Origin of the sequence: Paenibacillus sp. FSL H7-0350 (genome assembly GCF_038593195.1) — a bacterium.
GTDB lineage: Bacteria > Bacillota > Bacilli > Paenibacillales > Paenibacillaceae > Paenibacillus_AQ.
Window position 1 is genome coordinate 6,900,096 of sequence record NZ_CP151972.1, and the last position, 15,939, is coordinate 6,916,034.

The following is a 15,939-nucleotide window of genomic DNA, read 5'->3' on the forward strand; positions in this document are numbered from 1 at the left end:
TTCATTGGGCAACAGAACCCCATCAGTGATTAACCAAGGCAATTATCTTCTAACGTCTATGATGAACGTGTTAACACAAAGACATCCAATCCCATCCGGCTGCCTTCTATAATCATCCTCCGGTATACACTCTTCTCTTCGAGCTGCTTGGCGTCGTTCAGATACAGGGTGAGGATGCCTAGGACGGGCTCTGGCACAGGAGTTCACCTCCTTGCGGAAGAATGGCGGGATCAATTGCGCTCCCCGGGGAACGCAGGAGCAGGGTGGGCTTGCCTGTAGGGCCGTTAACCAGGTCAACAGCGGCAAGCCCGCTGTTGAAGCACATCTTGAGGCTGGCTGCATTGTCGCAGGCGACATGGCATTCCAGCTGCCCAAGGCGCTCCAGCTGTGCAGCAAGCAGGGCTGTGCCCGTATGCCTGTTCCGGTACAGGGGATGAACGGCGACTACACAGGCCTCCTTGCCGAAGCCGGACACGAAGCTGACGCCTGCGAGCTGGCGGCCGTTCTGACCCCGCACAGTGGCAACGAGCAGGGAGACCCCCGGCAGGGCGAGCTGATCCGGTGTCAGCCGGGCCAGCCTCCTGCATCCGCGAAGTGTAATCCGCTGCTCCCCATACTCCCTCAGGAACTCAAGCAATCCGTTTCGCCTGGATTCCCACTGTACGGGATTGCTGTCATAGAGTGAGGATATCTGCATGGTGTCACTTCCTTTGACGGGTAATGGATTATTTGGATTGGCGGGACAGATGATTGCCATATTGAAAAATACGTTCGAGTGACAGCTTGCGGATCGCCGGCTCGTCGAATTTCATCGGGCGGGAATTGGCTTCAAAGAACCATACTCCGCCTTCTTCATCGACCCCGAGATCCATCGACATCTCGCCCAGCATGCTGGAAGAAGCCCGCTCAATCTGCCGGGCAACCAGCAGCGCCGTGGTAGAGACATTCTTCAGGATAGCTTCCGCCTGCTCTGGCCCGAAGGTTCCCTCCAGCATGCTGGAGGGGTCTTCAATGCTGCCGCCGCGCGGCACATGGGTGGTGATGCTGCGGGCCCCGGCCAGCCGTGCACCGATGCCGGTTACCGCCCAGGCGCCCCGGCCGTTCTTCTGCAGCAGCACCCGCAGATCGAAGGGGCGGCCGTGGTGTCCGGCAAGCACGATGGCTTGCTGGACAATGTAGCGGGCGGCCCCTTTTTCCCGGCCGATCCGGGCCCAGAGCCGTTCTACGGATGCGGCCTTGTAGGTCGTGTTTCTTTTGCCGCTCTGAATCTGCAGCCGGTAGGGAAGCAGAGTGTCCGGGCGGTATCTCAGCCGCATGATCCCTTTGCCCGCCTTGCCCTTCTCCGGCTTGAGATAGAGGCTCTCATGATTCTTCAGCATCGCGGTAAGGGTCGCTGCGCTGCGCAGGCGGCGGGTTTTTGGCACATGCCTTGAGGTGGCCTTGGATTCCTTGAGCCACTCGAAGAGATTCCATTTATTGAAGAAGCTCGGATTGTACAGCGAGATTTCGGGATGCTCCAGACACTCGGCAATTTTGTGCACGACCTGTGTCTTCTCCTCTTCCTCGCGGTTAGGAATACGGTTATAGATGACCTGGGGCAGCGGAACCGGAATGGCATACCAGAGCTTCCCGCTGGCGGACGGCACGTAGCCGGTCACAATCTGTTCATTCAGCTTCAGGTCTCGGACCGTGATGACATAGACGAGGTAGCCCATTTCTCTACCGGTACGGATAATGTCGCGGAAGTTACTGCGGTTGCCGCGGAACTGCTGAAGCCGGTCACTGGTGGTGAGAATGGCGATTACAGGCTTGCTGGGATCGGGTATCCGGCTATTCACAAGTCATCCCTCCTGCGGAATTTGCTGAGATACAGACAATGCTCCAGGATGTGCTCAATGGAAGCTTTGCCCTCAGCGCGCAGGGAGGGGTGGCGGAAGATAGAGCGTCCCGGTTTGGCATTAGCCTCGAACATCCAGATATCCTCATCCTGATCAATACCGAGGTCGAATCCGATCTCGCCGAGCAGATGGCGGTGCTGGATCTCCAGAGATTCTGCGAGCTTGACGGCAGTGGTTTTGGCGCGCTGGAGTACTTCATCCGATCTGGCCCCGAACACACGGCCGAGGGCCTGCTGCGGGGTCAGTAGCGCTCCGCCGTTCTTCAGATGGGTGGTGACACTGCCCCGTCCGGCTTTTTTGGCCCCGATGCCGACGACGACCCATTGATTGCTGCCGTTCTTGTGCATATGGAAGCGGAAATCAATTGGGCAGTTGTCAATCTCAATGAGACGGATACCTTGCTGGACCACATAGTTCTGCATGCTCTGTCCATGGCGGCCCCGCAGCATCCGCATCAGGCTGTCGAAGCTGGTGAAGCGCAGCAGCACGTTCTTGCCGCTCTTGCGGTACCGGGCGAAATACCCTTTTTTTGGCAGGTAGGTCAGCCGGTAGATGCCGTGTCCCAGGCTGCCGGCCGAGGGTTTATAGTAGACGAAGTGGTGACGGTCCAGCATATCCCGCATTTGTTCGGAGCTTGGATTACTGTGCGTTTCAGGCACGAAGCGGTTCGCTGCCCCGTCATTCTCCAGCAGCTTGTAGATATCCGATTTGTTGAAGAAGCTCCAGTTGAAATAAGGAATCTTCTTGCGTCCAAAGCGCTCGCGCAGCTGGTTGATGTAAGGGGAGGTCTCGGCTCTGCGGCTGGGCAGGCGGTTATAGACTACATCCGGCAGGGGCACCAGCTTGCGCTCGAAGCGGCCGCTTGCCGTCAGGAAATATCCGTTGACCTGCTCCTGCTGCCAGTCGATATCCCGAGGCATGAAGGCGAAGATGTAGCATTTGTTGCTGCCTTCGCGCAGCAGCTGCTTGATGAAGCCGGTGCGGGAGCCGAAGGGCTGCCCAGCAGAAGCGGGTCCATCTGAGAGCACGCCGACCAGCGGTCCGAGCTGCACCTCGTCATTCTGCAGATTGCGCAGGTAGATGCCACCGGACTTCGGGACCTTGATGGCGCTTTTGACGCCTGAGGCCAGGAAGAGATGCTTGCCGGCACGCTTGATCGGCTTGATCATGGCGGGGATGGCATCTTTTCCGAGGCGCAGGCGGATATTTTTCTTGCCGGATAATTTCAGGCTTCTCATCAGTTCACCCGAGACATATACTACTCGATCAGGCTGCTTGGTGAAATGTACATTGCAAAAAGTGAGACCCATTTATGAATCCTCCTTTGGAACCATAGATATCATTCTCCCGTGTGAACGAAGCTGCCCGTGAGACAGCTTGTGGTGGCTGCTTGATGTAAGCAGCAGATGGCGCGCATAGCGCAGCGGGTTCTCGGCAGCGAGTCTAGCAGCCCGGCGGTCGCCCGTCAGCCGGAACACCGTGCGCCCTGGTTTGGAATTAGCTTCCAGCAGATAGATTCTTCCTCCGGCATCGATGCCAAAATCAAGGCCCAGCTCCCCGAGTCTGCCGCAGGATTCTTCCAGCAGCGGAGGCAGGAGTGCAGATGCCTGAGTCAGCTCCTCCAGCAGCTCGCGACCTGCCCCGCCATATTCATCCAGCAGGAAAGGGAGGGCGGGAACGGCCGTGCCTCCGCCATGCAGATTGGAGGTCAGTGATCCCCGGGTGCCGAGCCGGACGGCCATGCCGGTCAGGGTCCAGGCACCAGTGCCATTCTTCTGCATCAGCACACGTACATCGAACGGCTGTCCTCCGCTGCCGGTGAGATGCAGGTAAGGCTGTATGATGTAGCGGTGCTGGCCGATGAAGCGGCCGATCCAGTCCAGACCTTCGTCCAGCGTACCGAAAACATATTGAAAAGGTTCGTTATTCCTGTCTCTGCCCCGCACTTTCACTCCGCCGCCTTCGCGTCTGCCGAGCAGTACAGCGTGTATGGTGCGTTTGCCGTGGGAGCCGGTTCTGGGCTTCAGAAAAACTCCGTATTCCCTTCCGGCGAGCATATTTCCAAGCGCTTCGCGGCTGCTGTAGTTCTCTGTCTCCGGCAGCAGGGCAGCGGCGGCGGGGCTGCGCCGCAGTATCTCGTAGACTCCCCATTTATCAGGAAGTCCGCGTGACCAGGGCAGACAGCGGGTCAATACAGACAGAGCCGCCGCTGCAGTTCTTTTCTCCTCCGGTGACCGGTAAAAGCAGCGGTTATAGAGAATGTCGGGCGGCGGAGCCTGCACAGGCTCCCATTGTCCGTTCTGCCATTGATATCCGCTGACATAGGAGCCGTCCGCCGCTACCCCCTCCGGATGAAAGATCAGGACCTTCAGATCATACAGCGGGGCCGCCCGGCAGAGCTGACTGCAGAACTCCGGCTCTGCGATGGGAGGAATCCCGTGGCGACGGCCTGTCATAATGCCAAGGAACCCCATTGCTGTTGTGGTCATGATGTCCTCCTTATAACCCGGCCAGATAGCGGCAGTATAGAATCATTTGTTTGACTGAGGGTCTGATTTTCTGGTCATTCAGCGGTGTATTGTCGTTCTTGGACGGTTTGGAGTTGACCTCCAGCAGCCAGATTCGGCCGGACTGGTCAAGCGCGAGGTCGATGCCGAGCTCCCCGAAATGGGCGGGAATATAAGTCTCAACCCCTCTTGCAATGGCCAGCGCCGCTCTGGGCAGCTGAACCTGGGTGCTTTCTTTGACACCAGCGGGAAGACTGCTTTTGCCGACAGCCTCCTTGACTGTACTGAGCGTGCCGCCGCGGGCAAGATTGGAGACGAAATGATTACTTCCGGCGGTCCGGGCCACAATGGAGGTGACGCTCCATTTGCCGGTGCCGTTCTTCTGCACCAGGGCCCGGAAATCGACCGGCCGCCGTCCCAGCTCCATCAGGGAGAGACCTTGCTGGATCTGGAAGCGGGTGGTTTTCATCTTGGGGGCAATGGACCCAAAAAGCTTCGCCAGACTGGTATAGCTCTGCTTACGTGTGCCCATCGCAGTGGTGGACAGCAGCCGGTAACCGCCGCCTTCCTCCTTGGAAATGCGCAGAATGCCTTTGCCCAGGCTGCCGCGTACCGGCTTCAGGAACACGCTGGGGTAGCTGCTGCACATCCTTTTCAATATGGCGAAGCCGTTCAGGGCATGCGATTCAGGTAAATACCGCTGCAGGGCGGGGTCCTGGGCCAGTGCCTCGAATACCTCTGTCTTGTCTAGGAACTTTTCGTTGAAGAAGTGGGTTCCATAGCGGGATTTTACATCTGCCAAAAAATGCTGTACGCTAGGTTTATTCTCTACCTTTCGCGTGGTCAGCCGATTGTTGATCACATCGGCAACAGGAAGACTCAGCTTCCGCCAGCCCTCATCGTAGACCCAGCCCTGGATGGTAGTGGTGCGTGATTCCAGCGCTTCCGGGGTGAAGAAATAGACATAGGCGCCTTGTGCATGGCAGGCATGAGTTAGCTCCCGGCAGAACATGGTGATCTGGCCGAAGACCCGCTCCGGCTGTTCGGGATGGTCCCGGCTCACCAGGACGCCAATCATCGGTCCCAGACGCAGAATGCGGCTGCCGGTGCTGTAGGAAGCGTTAAGCGTCAAGCGCTGTCTTAAGCCAAGCCGCCGGCCGAGTGCCTCACTTACACGCAGGCTGTCGGATTTGGGGACAGGAATTACAGTAACCTCCTGCCGGAAAGAGCCGAAGTTCAGCTGAATGGTTCCGTGCGCCGGTATTTTGAGCCTCTTCATGGATTTGTCGCCTAGCATTACAGCATTTTCCTGCAGGATGCCCGAGTGGACCGTTTGAACCGGGATCTTTAGCTTAGACATCGTGGATCTCCTTCCGGTAGGCAAGCATGGTGCCGGCAATATGAATCTTGAGGGTTACATATCATTCATCATATGGAGACATCTGACCCTTGGTGATTGACCTATTCCCGAAAAAGCCGTGCCGGGCGGATTAATATCGCTGGTAGCCATGGGGCTGGCAGGCGCGTCTGGACCGGAGGGCGGGAGCACAGAAGGAAGTAGGCATGCCCGGGCAGAACTATGGCGGTTGCCAAATTTGGGCTCAGACAGCCCCTGGGGCTGCCTGCTGGATGAGCGGGGGCTTTTGAAGCGAAGCAGAGACGAACATAACTTGGAGGAGGAAATAAAATGAACGTGATTGATAAGGCGCATGAATTGGCGCGTGCTATTAAGGACAGCAGTGAGGTATCGGATATTACCAGTGCAATGAAGGTGATCGAAGCAGATCCGGAGAGCAAGCAGATGCTAGATAACTTCCGCCAGAGCCAGATTGAGCTGCAACAGCGGATGATGAGCGGGGACATGCCTCCGCAGGAGGACATGGAGAAGATGGAGAAGCTCTTTGAGGTGCTTAACCTGAACCTGGGCATCCGCCGTCTGTTCGACGCAGAGCGCCGCCTCAGTGTGGTTATCGAAGATGTGAACAAAATCATCACAGACAGCTTGTCCCAAATGTACGGCGCTCAATAAGCACCTGCACCGCATCGGGGATATGTTCAAAGATAAGAATTTATATGCTTCGCGCTATAATTATCCTTATCTTTCTCGCTGAAACGGTACCGTCCTTTAAAAGGACGGCAATGCCGTTTCCACTTGTGATACAGGAAAAGGGTGATTTCAGGGCCATACGGCTCTGGAATCACCCTTTTTTAGTGTGCCGCTCCATAATTACTGCGAGCTACATTCCGTTAATCCTGCTTGCCCTCCACCAGACAGAGCAGAATAGTAGCCGCCATCCCGAGACGGCGGTCCAGCTTGCCATGGGTGTCCATTGAGAAATCGGCAGTGATTTTGGTAACGAACGGATTGAAGTTCTGCCGGAAGGCAGGAATCACCATTCCCCCGATCTCTAAGTTGTATTTCTGCGGAATAATGGCAAGCGCACGGCGCAGCAGCGCGAGGAAGGCGTTGTCCTCCTTAATGGTGCCGATCTCGTTATCCTGCGTGTCCAGGATGGCCCATTCGTCCTTGATGAGAGATTTCAGGCCTTTGCGGCGGAGTGCGCCCACCGTTTCCCCGGTCTCCATATCATACACATCATAGGTTGAGCTGATATCAAGAATCTTGCGCGCTTTGATCCGCAGCAGCTCCCTCCCCATCGTCTCGTCGGGGTACAGCGTAATGTCCTCTCTCAGCCGGAACGCTTTCATTTCCGAGAATAGCAGCAGCTCCCCCGAATCACCCAAGATATGTAGCTTTCCGCCCAGCGCAGAGAATATTTTTTTGCGGGCGATGTAACGGGTCTGGTTATAAATGGGATTCAAGGTCATTCCCTCCTTTGCGATATATCATCTCATACCCGAGCCATGCAGGATAGAAACTGCTAACAAGGCACTAACATCCTGCTGAAAAATTACGCAGCTTGTCTCATATTTCCGGCCGCAGGTTCATAGAATAGAGATATAGATTCATTCTAACAAACCTGTAGAGCGAAGGAGCGGTCCTGCAATGAGAAAAAAAAGTAAATTCAAGCATTCCGTGTATCTGCTGATTGCCCTGGCCATGCTGTTATACGCGCTGCCGAAGCTGTCTGTTCAGAATGGCTCCGGCTGGGTGCTGGGCTTCGGTATCGTCTGGTGTATCTTCGCGTTCCTGGTCATTGCCTCGCATCTGCATTTCATTATCGGTGTGGATGAAGAGAAGCAGAAGCGCCTGGATGCTGTCCGCAAGGCCAAGCTTGCACAGTGGCAGGGCAAATGGAATGAAGAAGGCCGGGTGTCGCAGAGATCATAGTCCAGGAATAGAGCTGACGGTGTAAAAGTACCCCCTGTTTGCCGTTGCGGCGGACCGGGGGTTACCTGTGCGTGCTTCTCCTGCCGGGAGTAAGTTACCCGGTGTTATATATATATTCCCGGCTGTCATAACTTTTGAAAGATACAGTGTAACCTGCTGTACTCCAGTGCGGACAGCATGTATAATGGGTACAGAATAGTACAGATCGGGGTATGGGGGTGTAACAGTTGGAAGGTCAAGGCGATAACATCACAAAGCATGAACAACTGCTGCAGCACATTGAGAGTCTGAAGGTAGGAACCAAGATCTCCGTCCGCAAGCTGGCGAAGGAGATGGGGGTCAGCGAAGGTACGGCTTACCGTGCGGTGAAGGAAGCGGAGAACCTCGGAATCGTTATCACCAAGGAACGGATTGGTACGGTCCGGGTGGAGAAGAAGCCGCGTAATATTTCCGAGCAGCTCACCTTCGGCGATGTCGTGGATATTGTTGAAGGACATGTGCTTGGCGGAGCAGAGGGTCTGAACAAGCATCTTCATAAATATGTGATCGGTGCGATGAAGGTCGATGCCATGATCCGGTACATCGATGCCGACAGCCTGCTGATCGTCGGGAACCGCGATGATGTGCACTCGCTTGCACTGGAGCAGGGGGCCGGGGTGCTTGTGACAGGGGGCTTCGGCACCAGCCGCGAGGTCAAAGCGCTGGCCGATGAGCTGGACCTGCCGGTCATCTCGTCCAGACATGATACGTTTACGGTGGCTTCGATGATTAACCGCGCGATTTTTGACCGGCTGATCAAGAAGAAGATAATGCTGGTGGAGGATATCGTGGAGGGCAAGCTGCGGCTGAACACGCTCAAAATCTCCAGCACCGTAGGAGAACTGCGTGAACTGGCACTGGCCAGCGGAGAGCAGCGGTTCCCGGTCACGGATGAATGGAACCGGGTTATCGGAATTGTAGGCCGGCGTGATGTGGAGGATCTCAGCGAAGGGCAAATTATTGAAAAGGCGATGGTGCGCAGTCCGGTCACCGCTGCACTCCAGACCTCGCTGGCTTCGGCGGCGCAGATTATGATGTGGGAGGGGATCGATTTTCTGCCCATTGTGGACCGCAACCGTAAGCTGGTAGGATCGGTCACCCGCCGTGAAGTGCTGCAGAGCCTGCGCGACGCAAGTAATCAGCCGCAACTGGGAGAGACGTTCGATCATCTGATCTGGAACGGGTTCGCGGATGAGCGGGATGAGGAGGGCAGGCTGTTCTTCCACGGCTTCATTACCCCGCAGATGGCGACCGATCTGGGAACGATCTCGGAAGGGGTTCTGTCCACCCTGATGACTTTGTCCGCCTTCAAGGCAGCCAAGGATATCACCGGGAACGACTATGTACTGGACAATATGTCCACTTACTTCATCCGTCCGGTACAGATTGAGCATTCCATCACCGTCATGCCGAAGCTGCTGGAGATCAGCCGCCGCACCTGCAAGCTGGAGATCGAGATCAGCTATATGGATACCATTGTTGCCAAGGCCGTTCTGATGCTGCAGTCGATTGACCACGGGTAACGGGATTAGTGAGTGACTATGAACGAAGATTCATTTTAGGCAAAATATTAAATAGACCAGGGCTGTCCTGCAGGCGATCAGGATGGGCAACTGGTCTATTTGTATTGGCGGCGGGCTGAACCCTCAGCTTCCGCTGCGCATCCGGCTATAGTAGCTGAAGCTGCGCAGTCCCGAGAAGATATTGAACAAGCCCAGCAGCAGAAAAGCAGCCTCAATGACCACGTTAAGCGTCGAGCCGCGGAAGATGAACATCGACATTAATGAAAGCGTGACCAGCATTCCGCCCAGAAGCATATTCATGATCGAGCGTCTGGTGCCTTGGATAAGCGGGTCGGCGGTTCTGCGGGAAGAGATGCTGTACGCGGCGGCGCATACCATGAAGATAACCAGCAGGGCAAACAGCACATACTTAATGAACATAATCATGAACGGCAGCTCCTTTGTGGAAGACCCGTCAGTCAGCATTGCCTTAGCCGGGCACTCTGTATCCTGTGATTGTGATTTGTCCACTATTGTATCATGATTTGCGGCTCAGCTGCGCTTATACGGACTGATTTCCACCCAGATTTGCAGCACGCCCTCCATCACCAGCATGGTGCGGATTTTGACGGTGTATTCCTTCTCGCGGGCCAGATAGATTTTGCTGTCCAGCAGCAGGCGCGCTAGCTTGCCGTCGGAATCGATATCGAACATGCTGCGCCCGCGCAGCGGCTCCAGATCGCCCGCCAGCTTGCTGAGGACCTCCTTGGTTGTCACCGGGTCCAGCGCCGCCGCACCGTCCTTGACTTTACTCTCCTCGGTACGCACCTTAATCTCACGGATGACGGTGGAGGTATTGTTGTATTTTTTGAGCGTCAGAATGTCTTTACGGTATTGTTCAATCTCCAGCCGCAGATCGTGGTTATTCACCCAGAGAATGTTATAGCCCATATGATAAATCGCGTTGTACAGGGCGGCTCCCACAATCACCCCCAGCACAAACACAGCAGCAATCTGCGAGAATCGGCGGTAGCGGTGGAACGGCGGAAGTCGCATGTATCTTTTCACCCCTTCGCTTCTACTTGCCGCATACCCACTTGACCAGCTCGCTGCCCATATGAGCGCCCAGGAAAGCGAACACCAGATAGAGAATCTGCTTGATGGCCGGAGAGAGATTGCCTCCCAGCATATTGCTCTCAATGACCCGCATCGGGTCGATGGTTCCGCCTACTGCGGTAGCCAGTGCCCATATCTTAATCCGGTCTGCGATTTCCAGCATGGTATCGGTTGGCGGCTGAAGAGAGACGACGGCGCCGATTCCGCCCAGCATTGCTCCGCCAAGCACTATGCCGAATGCGATGAAGAAGTCGAGGACGGCCTTGCTTAAGAAAATATCCATAAAAAGCTCCCTCCTTAGATCAGGCGGCGGCCTGCCTTTGCCTGTCCATATGCTCTTAATCCATTCTATGGGCGGTTCCCCCTCTAATATGATAAAATAGTTTCATCTTATGTTTTGATTTGGAGCTGAAGGGAAGTGGGGAATATGAGCCCATTCGTGCATTTGCATGTGCACAGCGAATACAGTTTACTGGACGGGGCGGCGCGCATTACAGATCTCGTGCGCCGGGCCGGCGAATACGGCATGACATCGCTGGCGCTGACGGATCATGGTGTGATGTACGGGGCCATCCCTTTTTATAAAGCCTGCCAGGCGCAGGGAATCAAGCCGATTATCGGCTGCGAGGCTTATTTAACCGCAGGCTCGCGCCGTGAGCGGGGAAGCCGCAAGGATCAGCCGATCTATCACCTGATTCTGCTGGCGAAGAATATGACCGGCTACCGGAATCTGATGAAGCTGATCTCCATCGGCCATCTGGAGGGCCAGCATTACAAGCCGCGTATCGATATGGAGGCGCTGGCAGCACATGCCGAGGGCATTATCTGCCTAAGTGCCTGTCTGGGCGGTGAAGTACCGCAGCATCTGCTGCACGGCCGGGAGGAGGAGGCGCGCAAGGCGGCACTGCGGTACAAGGAGATTTTTGGAAGCGACTTCTATCTGGAGCTGCAGGATCACGGGATTGCCGAGCAGAAGCGGGTGAATCCGCAGCTGATTGCGCTTGCTGAAGAGCTCGGCATTCCGCTGGCAGCGACTAATGATGTCCACTATATGGACAAGGAGGATGCCGAGGTTCAGGATGTGCTGATCTGCATCGGCACGGGCAAATCTGTGGACGATGAGGACCGGCTGAAGATCGGGACAGACCAGCTGTTCTTCAAAAGCGGGGAGCAGATGGCTGCGCTGTTTCCGCATGTGCCGCAGGCGATAGAGAACACGCAGCGGATCGCTGAAGCGTGTAATCTGGAGCTGACGTTCGGCAATCATATTCTCCCGGAATTCTCGCCTCTGCTGGAAGGGCTGGATGCCGCTGCTTATCTGCGCGAGCTATGCCGCAGCGGGCTGGAGCAGCGCTATGCGGATACTCCGCTCTGGGAATCGCCAGAGGAGAAGGAGACGGCTGAGAAGCGGCTCGACTACGAGCTGGGAGTCATTGAGAGTATGGGGTTCAGCGATTACTTCCTGATCGTGTGGGATTTTATCGCTTTTTGTCACCGCAGCGGCATTGTTACCGGTCCGGGCCGTGGTTCCTCCGCAGGAAGTCTCACCGCATACACGCTGAAGATTACCGATGTGGACCCGCTGAAATATAATCTGCTGTTCGAGCGGTTTCTGAACCCTGAGCGGATCACGATGCCCGATATTGATATCGACTTCAGCGACGAACGCCGCGATGAGGTCATTGCCTATGTGGTGGACAAGTACGGCAAGGAGCATGTGGCGCAGATCATCACCTTCGGTACGATGGCGGCCAGGGCTGCTGTCCGTGATGTGGGCCGGGCGCTGAATCTGCCTTATAACGAGGTGGACAAGGCGGCGAAGTTAATTCCGGGCCAGCTCGGAATTAATATTACCCGGGCGCTGGAGAGCTCGACTGAGCTGAAGGCGCTGTATGAGACGAACCCGAAGACCAGAGGCCTGCTCGACATGGCGATGAAGGTGGAGGGCATGCCGCGCCATGCTTCGACGCATGCGGCTGGCGTGGTCATCTCCAAGGGTCCGTTGACCGATGCTGTTCCGCTTCAGGCGGGCAATGAGAGTACGGCGCTTACCCAGTACTCCATGGAGCATCTGGAGAGCGTAGGGCTGCTCAAGATGGACTTCCTCGGCCTGCGGACTTTGTCGATTATTGAAAGGTGCATGAAGTGGGTGAAGGAGATGACCGGGAGTGTGCCTGATTTCCGCATCATTCCGGATCACGATCCGCTCACCTATGAGATGCTGGGAGCAGGCGAGACGACGGGCGTATTCCAGCTGGAATCGGCAGGTGTACGGCGGGTACTGAAGGACCTGAAGCCTAGCGGGTTCGAGGATATTGTCTCGGTGGTAGCGCTGTACCGCCCGGGTCCGATGGAATTCATCCCGAAATTCATCGGGGGCAAGCACGGGGAGTTCGAGGTTGTCTATCCGCATGCGGATTTGCAGCCGATTCTGGCCGATACCTACGGTATTATCGTCTACCAGGAGCAGATCATGCAGATTGCCTCGCTGATGGCCGGCTTCTCGCTTGGCGAAGCAGACCTGCTCCGCCGTGCAGTGTCCAAGAAGAAGCGGGAGACACTGGATCAGGAGCGCAGCCACTTCGTGGAGGGCAGTCTGAAGCAGGGCTACCAGGAAGCGGATGCCCATGCGGTCTATGATATGATCGTGAAGTTCGCCAACTACGGCTTTCCGCGCGCCCATGCGGCTGCTTATGGTGTTCTCGCCTTCCAGACGGCGTATCTCAAGGCGCATTATCCGGTGCAGTTCATGGCCGCTATGCTCACCGCCGTGATGGGGACCCACCGCAAGGTGGCGGAATATGTCCTGGAATGCCGCCGGTCCGGGATTGGCGTACTGCCGCCAGATGTCAACGAGAGCGGGGTATTGTTCACTCCGGTGCCCGGCGAAGGCCGCGGACATATCCGCTTCGGGCTGGCTGCGGTGAAGAATGTCGGCACGCTGGCTGTGGAGAACATTATGGCGGTCCGCAAGGAGCGGCCGTTCGACAGCCTGCTCGATTTCTGCCGCCGGGTTGACTTACGCGTCTGCAACAAGCGGGTCATCGAATCGCTGCTGCAGACCGGCGCCTTCGATGCGCTGCCCGGACACCGGGCGCAGCTGCTGGCGATGCTGGATGAGACGGTGGACGCGGCGGCCAAATGGCGCAAAGAGCGCGATGAGCTGCAGATCCAGCTGTTCGATGACCTGATCGAGACGCCGAACTGGGAGATCCGCTACCCGGATATTCCGAGGTTCAGCGGAACCCAGCAGCTGGAGCTGGAGCGTGAGCTGCTCGGGCTCTATCTCTCCGGCCATCCGCTGGATGACCATGCGGGGCTGCTGGAGGAGCCGGGGATGCAGAAGCTGATGGATCTTGGCGAAGCTGCGGATGAGAGTATGACCGTGACGGCCGGTATGGTCGTGTCGCTGAAGGAGATCACGACCAAAGCCGGGAAGGCGATGGCTTTTGTGGAGTGGGAAGACCAGATCGAGCGCTGCGAGGTCGTACTCTTCCCGGAGGTGTGGAAACGCAGCCGCGCCCTGATTGAGAAGGGCGCATTGCTGGCCCTGCGCGCCAAGGTGCAGCAGGAGGACGAGGGCTTCAAGCTACTGGCCGAGGAGGTAGCTCCGCTCACCTCGGACAGCGTGCGCGGCCTGCTGCAGCGCCGCAGCGCCGGGTCCCGGCCCGCCTACGGCGCGGGCCGCGGTGTCCCCGCAGGAGCGCCTGCGGCCGCTCCTGCAGCCCGCACGGGCGCCGGTGGCCCCGGCGCCCGGCCCGGCGGTGCAGCTGGCGCCGCCGCTGCACCGGGCACGCGCACACCGGCGGCACAGCCGCCCGGTGCGCGCGCTTCCGCGGCCGCTGCGCAGGCCGCGCCCAAGGCCCAGGCCGCGTCAGACGCGCGGCCGGGCAGCCCTGCCCCGCTGCGCACGGGGCAGGACCCAGCCGCTGAGCGCTTCGCAGGCTCAGCGCCCGGCGCCCAGCGTGTCTTCATCAAGATCACGCCGGGCGCTGAGCTGAAGGGTCTGCTGCCGCGCCTCCAGGCGCTGCTGCAGACCCATCCGGGACCCGCAGCGACGCTGCTGTTCTACGAGCGCAACCAGAAGGTGCTTGCGCTGAGCGACAGCTACCGGATCGAGCCCTCGGAGGAGCTGTTCGCAGCCATTGAAGAGATGCTGGGTGCCGGAACCGTCCGCCTCAGATAGGAGCAGCCAAGCTGTCCTTGGAGCTTGTTCGAAGTGAACATTCACATAGGTGTATTATGTACAATTATCAACCGTGAAAAGGATGGCTTTCCTCCTCTAACTGTAGTTTGTACAACTAAATCTGCGCGAATGGGTGAGAACCCGGGTATAGAGGCAGTTTAATTGTATGAATTACAGCTAAAAGGATAGTCGGCGCTAAATCAGATGATTTAGTTGTACAGAATGCACTTAAGCATCCCCATTGCACCCTAATTGGGGCATGGCAAACCCTCAGCATGGCGGCTGGTTAAAGAGTTTCTCACCAGTTAATTCTGATGCTGCACAAATGCATCTTTTATGGGCAGCCGCTGTGATACACTGATCTTTTTAGCACATTTGCCCCCTCTTCCGCATACATTAGGGAACCAATAGAGTGAACTTATGAATCTGTCAGGTTTCACTCTCAAGTTCAGCTAAATCATAGCGGGGCATTGTCCCGTGCGGAAGGGGAATGACATCATGTCCTATCAAATGGCGGAGGAGCTGCTGGAGCGCCGGGGAGTATCACTGGACTCGATCGCGGAGATCGTCTATATCCTGCAATCGGTCTATTATCCCAGCTTAACGCAGGAGGAGTGCCTGAGCAGCGTCAAGTCGGTCCTGAACAAAAGAGAAGTCCAGTATACGCTCATGACCGGGATTGCGCTGGATGAGTTAGCCGAGAAGAAGCTGCTGCCCCAGCCGTTTCAGGCGGTAATGGAAGCGGATGAATCGCTCTACGGGGCGGACGAGACGCTGGCACTGGGCATCACGAGCGTGTATGGAATGATCGGCCTGACCAGCTTCGGCTACCTGGATAAAATAAAGCTTGGAATTATCGGCAAATTGAATGATGATAAAGGGAGCATTCATGTATTTCTGGATGATCTTGTGGCCGGAATTGCGGCTGCAGCTTCAGCCCGGATCGCCCACGGGCATGAGGGTGCGAAGGTCTATCCCCATGTGACCGGGACCGAATAACGGCTGTTCCTGATGCGCTGCGACCGGCCTCCCGGGCCTGAGTCCTTCCTGCCGGGCTTGCTTGCGGGAAAAAAGAAAACTGTGTTATCATAATTTCATTATATTCAGGATACGGCTGGATTCGAGATTAGGGAGGCCTTGCAGGGCATGTGGACGGTAATCTATATAGCGCCGACCGCCAAAGTGGCGGAGATGATCCAGAGGAAGCTTACGGAAGAAGGATTTCTGATTAAATGCCGTCCCATCAATATGTCCAAGCAGCAGTTTGAGATTCTGGTTCCTTCGGGAGAGCTTGAAGAAGTGCAGGAGGTCCTCAATCTGATTCTGCATCCCTGAAGAGTATGGCATAGAGATTCAAAGCATTCATGACAGCGGCAAGCTGCTATTTACGCAAATAAAC

The 15,939-nt window shown here is 56.6% G+C and carries 15 protein-coding genes and 1 pseudogene; 6 read left to right on the forward strand and 10 right to left on the reverse strand.

Annotation, left to right across the window (positions count from 1 at the left end; translation table 11 throughout):
* Positions 1–68: 68 nt before the first annotated feature.
* From NYE24_RS30945 to NYE24_RS30970, 6 genes and pseudogenes are all read right to left on the reverse strand, one after another.
* Positions 69–197, reverse strand: a pseudogene (locus NYE24_RS30945) (YheC/YheD family protein); the annotation flags it as partial.
* The gene (locus NYE24_RS30950; RefSeq protein WP_342477467.1) at positions 179–697 is read right to left on the reverse strand and encodes an N-acetyltransferase; all 519 of its coding nucleotides are present in this window, start codon (positions 695–697) and stop codon (positions 179–181) included. The gene NYE24_RS30950 and the pseudogene NYE24_RS30945, both read right to left, overlap by 19 nt.
* 28 nt (positions 698–725) lie before the next feature.
* A complete protein-coding gene (locus NYE24_RS30955; RefSeq protein ID WP_342477468.1) occupies positions 726–1,838 on the reverse strand; it encodes a YheC/YheD family protein in 1,113 nt (370 codons plus the stop codon).
* On the reverse strand, positions 1,835–3,208 hold the full coding sequence (locus NYE24_RS30960; RefSeq protein ID WP_036691216.1) for a YheC/YheD family protein: 1,374 nt from the start codon (positions 3,206–3,208) through the stop codon (positions 1,835–1,837). Before NYE24_RS30960 ends, NYE24_RS30955 begins: the two co-directional genes overlap by 4 nt.
* Positions 3,209–4,387 carry a YheC/YheD family protein gene (locus NYE24_RS30965; protein ID WP_076154977.1) on the reverse strand — a complete coding sequence of 393 codons (1,179 nt, stop codon included), beginning with the start codon at positions 4,385–4,387 and terminating at the stop codon, positions 3,209–3,211.
* Positions 4,388–4,397: 10 nt separating this feature from the next.
* Positions 4,398–5,765, reverse strand: coding sequence for a YheC/YheD family protein (locus NYE24_RS30970; RefSeq protein ID WP_342477469.1), 1,368 nt, complete (start codon positions 5,763–5,765; stop codon positions 4,398–4,400).
* Positions 5,766–6,092: 327 nt separating this feature from the next.
* On the opposite strand from NYE24_RS30970, the gene NYE24_RS30975 reads away from it, so the two are divergent.
* Complete coding sequence (locus NYE24_RS30975; RefSeq protein ID WP_036691219.1) at positions 6,093–6,434, forward strand: YlbF family regulator; 342 nt, start codon at positions 6,093–6,095, stop codon at positions 6,432–6,434.
* 218 nt (positions 6,435–6,652) lie between these two features.
* On the opposite strand, the gene NYE24_RS30980 is transcribed toward NYE24_RS30975, so the two are convergent.
* A complete protein-coding gene (locus NYE24_RS30980; protein ID WP_036691221.1) occupies positions 6,653–7,234 on the reverse strand; it encodes a hypothetical protein in 582 nt (193 codons plus the stop codon).
* 178 nt (positions 7,235–7,412) lie between these two features.
* Between NYE24_RS30980 and NYE24_RS30985 the strand changes: the two genes are divergently transcribed.
* Complete coding sequence (locus NYE24_RS30985; protein ID WP_036691223.1) at positions 7,413–7,697, forward strand: hypothetical protein; 285 nt, start codon at positions 7,413–7,415, stop codon at positions 7,695–7,697.
* A gap of 227 nt (positions 7,698–7,924) precedes the next feature.
* Positions 7,925–9,259, forward strand: coding sequence for a DRTGG domain-containing protein (locus NYE24_RS30990; RefSeq protein ID WP_036691225.1), 1,335 nt, complete (start codon positions 7,925–7,927; stop codon positions 9,257–9,259).
* 123 nt (positions 9,260–9,382) lie between these two features.
* Here NYE24_RS30990 and NYE24_RS30995 read toward each other — a convergent pair whose 3' ends face one another.
* The 3 genes from NYE24_RS30995 to NYE24_RS31005 all read right to left on the reverse strand — a co-directional run bounded on the left by NYE24_RS30995 (position 9,383) and on the right by NYE24_RS31005 (position 10,637).
* Positions 9,383–9,685: a YtpI family protein gene (locus NYE24_RS30995; protein WP_076154972.1), complete on the reverse strand. Its 303-nt coding sequence runs from the start codon at positions 9,683–9,685 to the stop codon at positions 9,383–9,385.
* Positions 9,686–9,790: 105 nt separating this feature from the next.
* A complete protein-coding gene (locus NYE24_RS31000) occupies positions 9,791–10,294 on the reverse strand; it encodes a hypothetical protein (RefSeq protein ID WP_036691229.1) in 504 nt (167 codons plus the stop codon).
* 22 nt (positions 10,295–10,316) lie between these two features.
* A complete protein-coding gene (locus NYE24_RS31005; protein WP_036691231.1) occupies positions 10,317–10,637 on the reverse strand; it encodes a YtrH family sporulation protein in 321 nt (106 codons plus the stop codon).
* A gap of 144 nt (positions 10,638–10,781) precedes the next feature.
* Between NYE24_RS31005 and NYE24_RS31010 the strand changes: the two genes are divergently transcribed.
* The 3 genes from NYE24_RS31010 to NYE24_RS31020 all read left to right on the forward strand — a co-directional run bounded on the left by NYE24_RS31010 (position 10,782) and on the right by NYE24_RS31020 (position 15,875).
* Positions 10,782–14,540 (forward strand): DNA polymerase III subunit alpha, encoded by a 3,759-nt coding sequence (locus tag NYE24_RS31010; RefSeq protein ID WP_342477470.1) that lies wholly within the window; start codon positions 10,782–10,784, stop codon positions 14,538–14,540.
* Positions 14,541–15,038: 498 nt separating this feature from the next.
* Positions 15,039–15,539: a phosphatidylglycerophosphatase A gene (locus NYE24_RS31015; protein WP_036700686.1), complete on the forward strand. Its 501-nt coding sequence runs from the start codon at positions 15,039–15,041 to the stop codon at positions 15,537–15,539.
* Between the two features lie 147 nt (positions 15,540–15,686).
* Entirely contained in the window at positions 15,687–15,875 is a 189-nt protein-coding gene (locus tag NYE24_RS31020; RefSeq protein ID WP_036700684.1) for a hypothetical protein, read from the forward strand.
* Positions 15,876–15,939 lie beyond the last annotated feature (64 nt).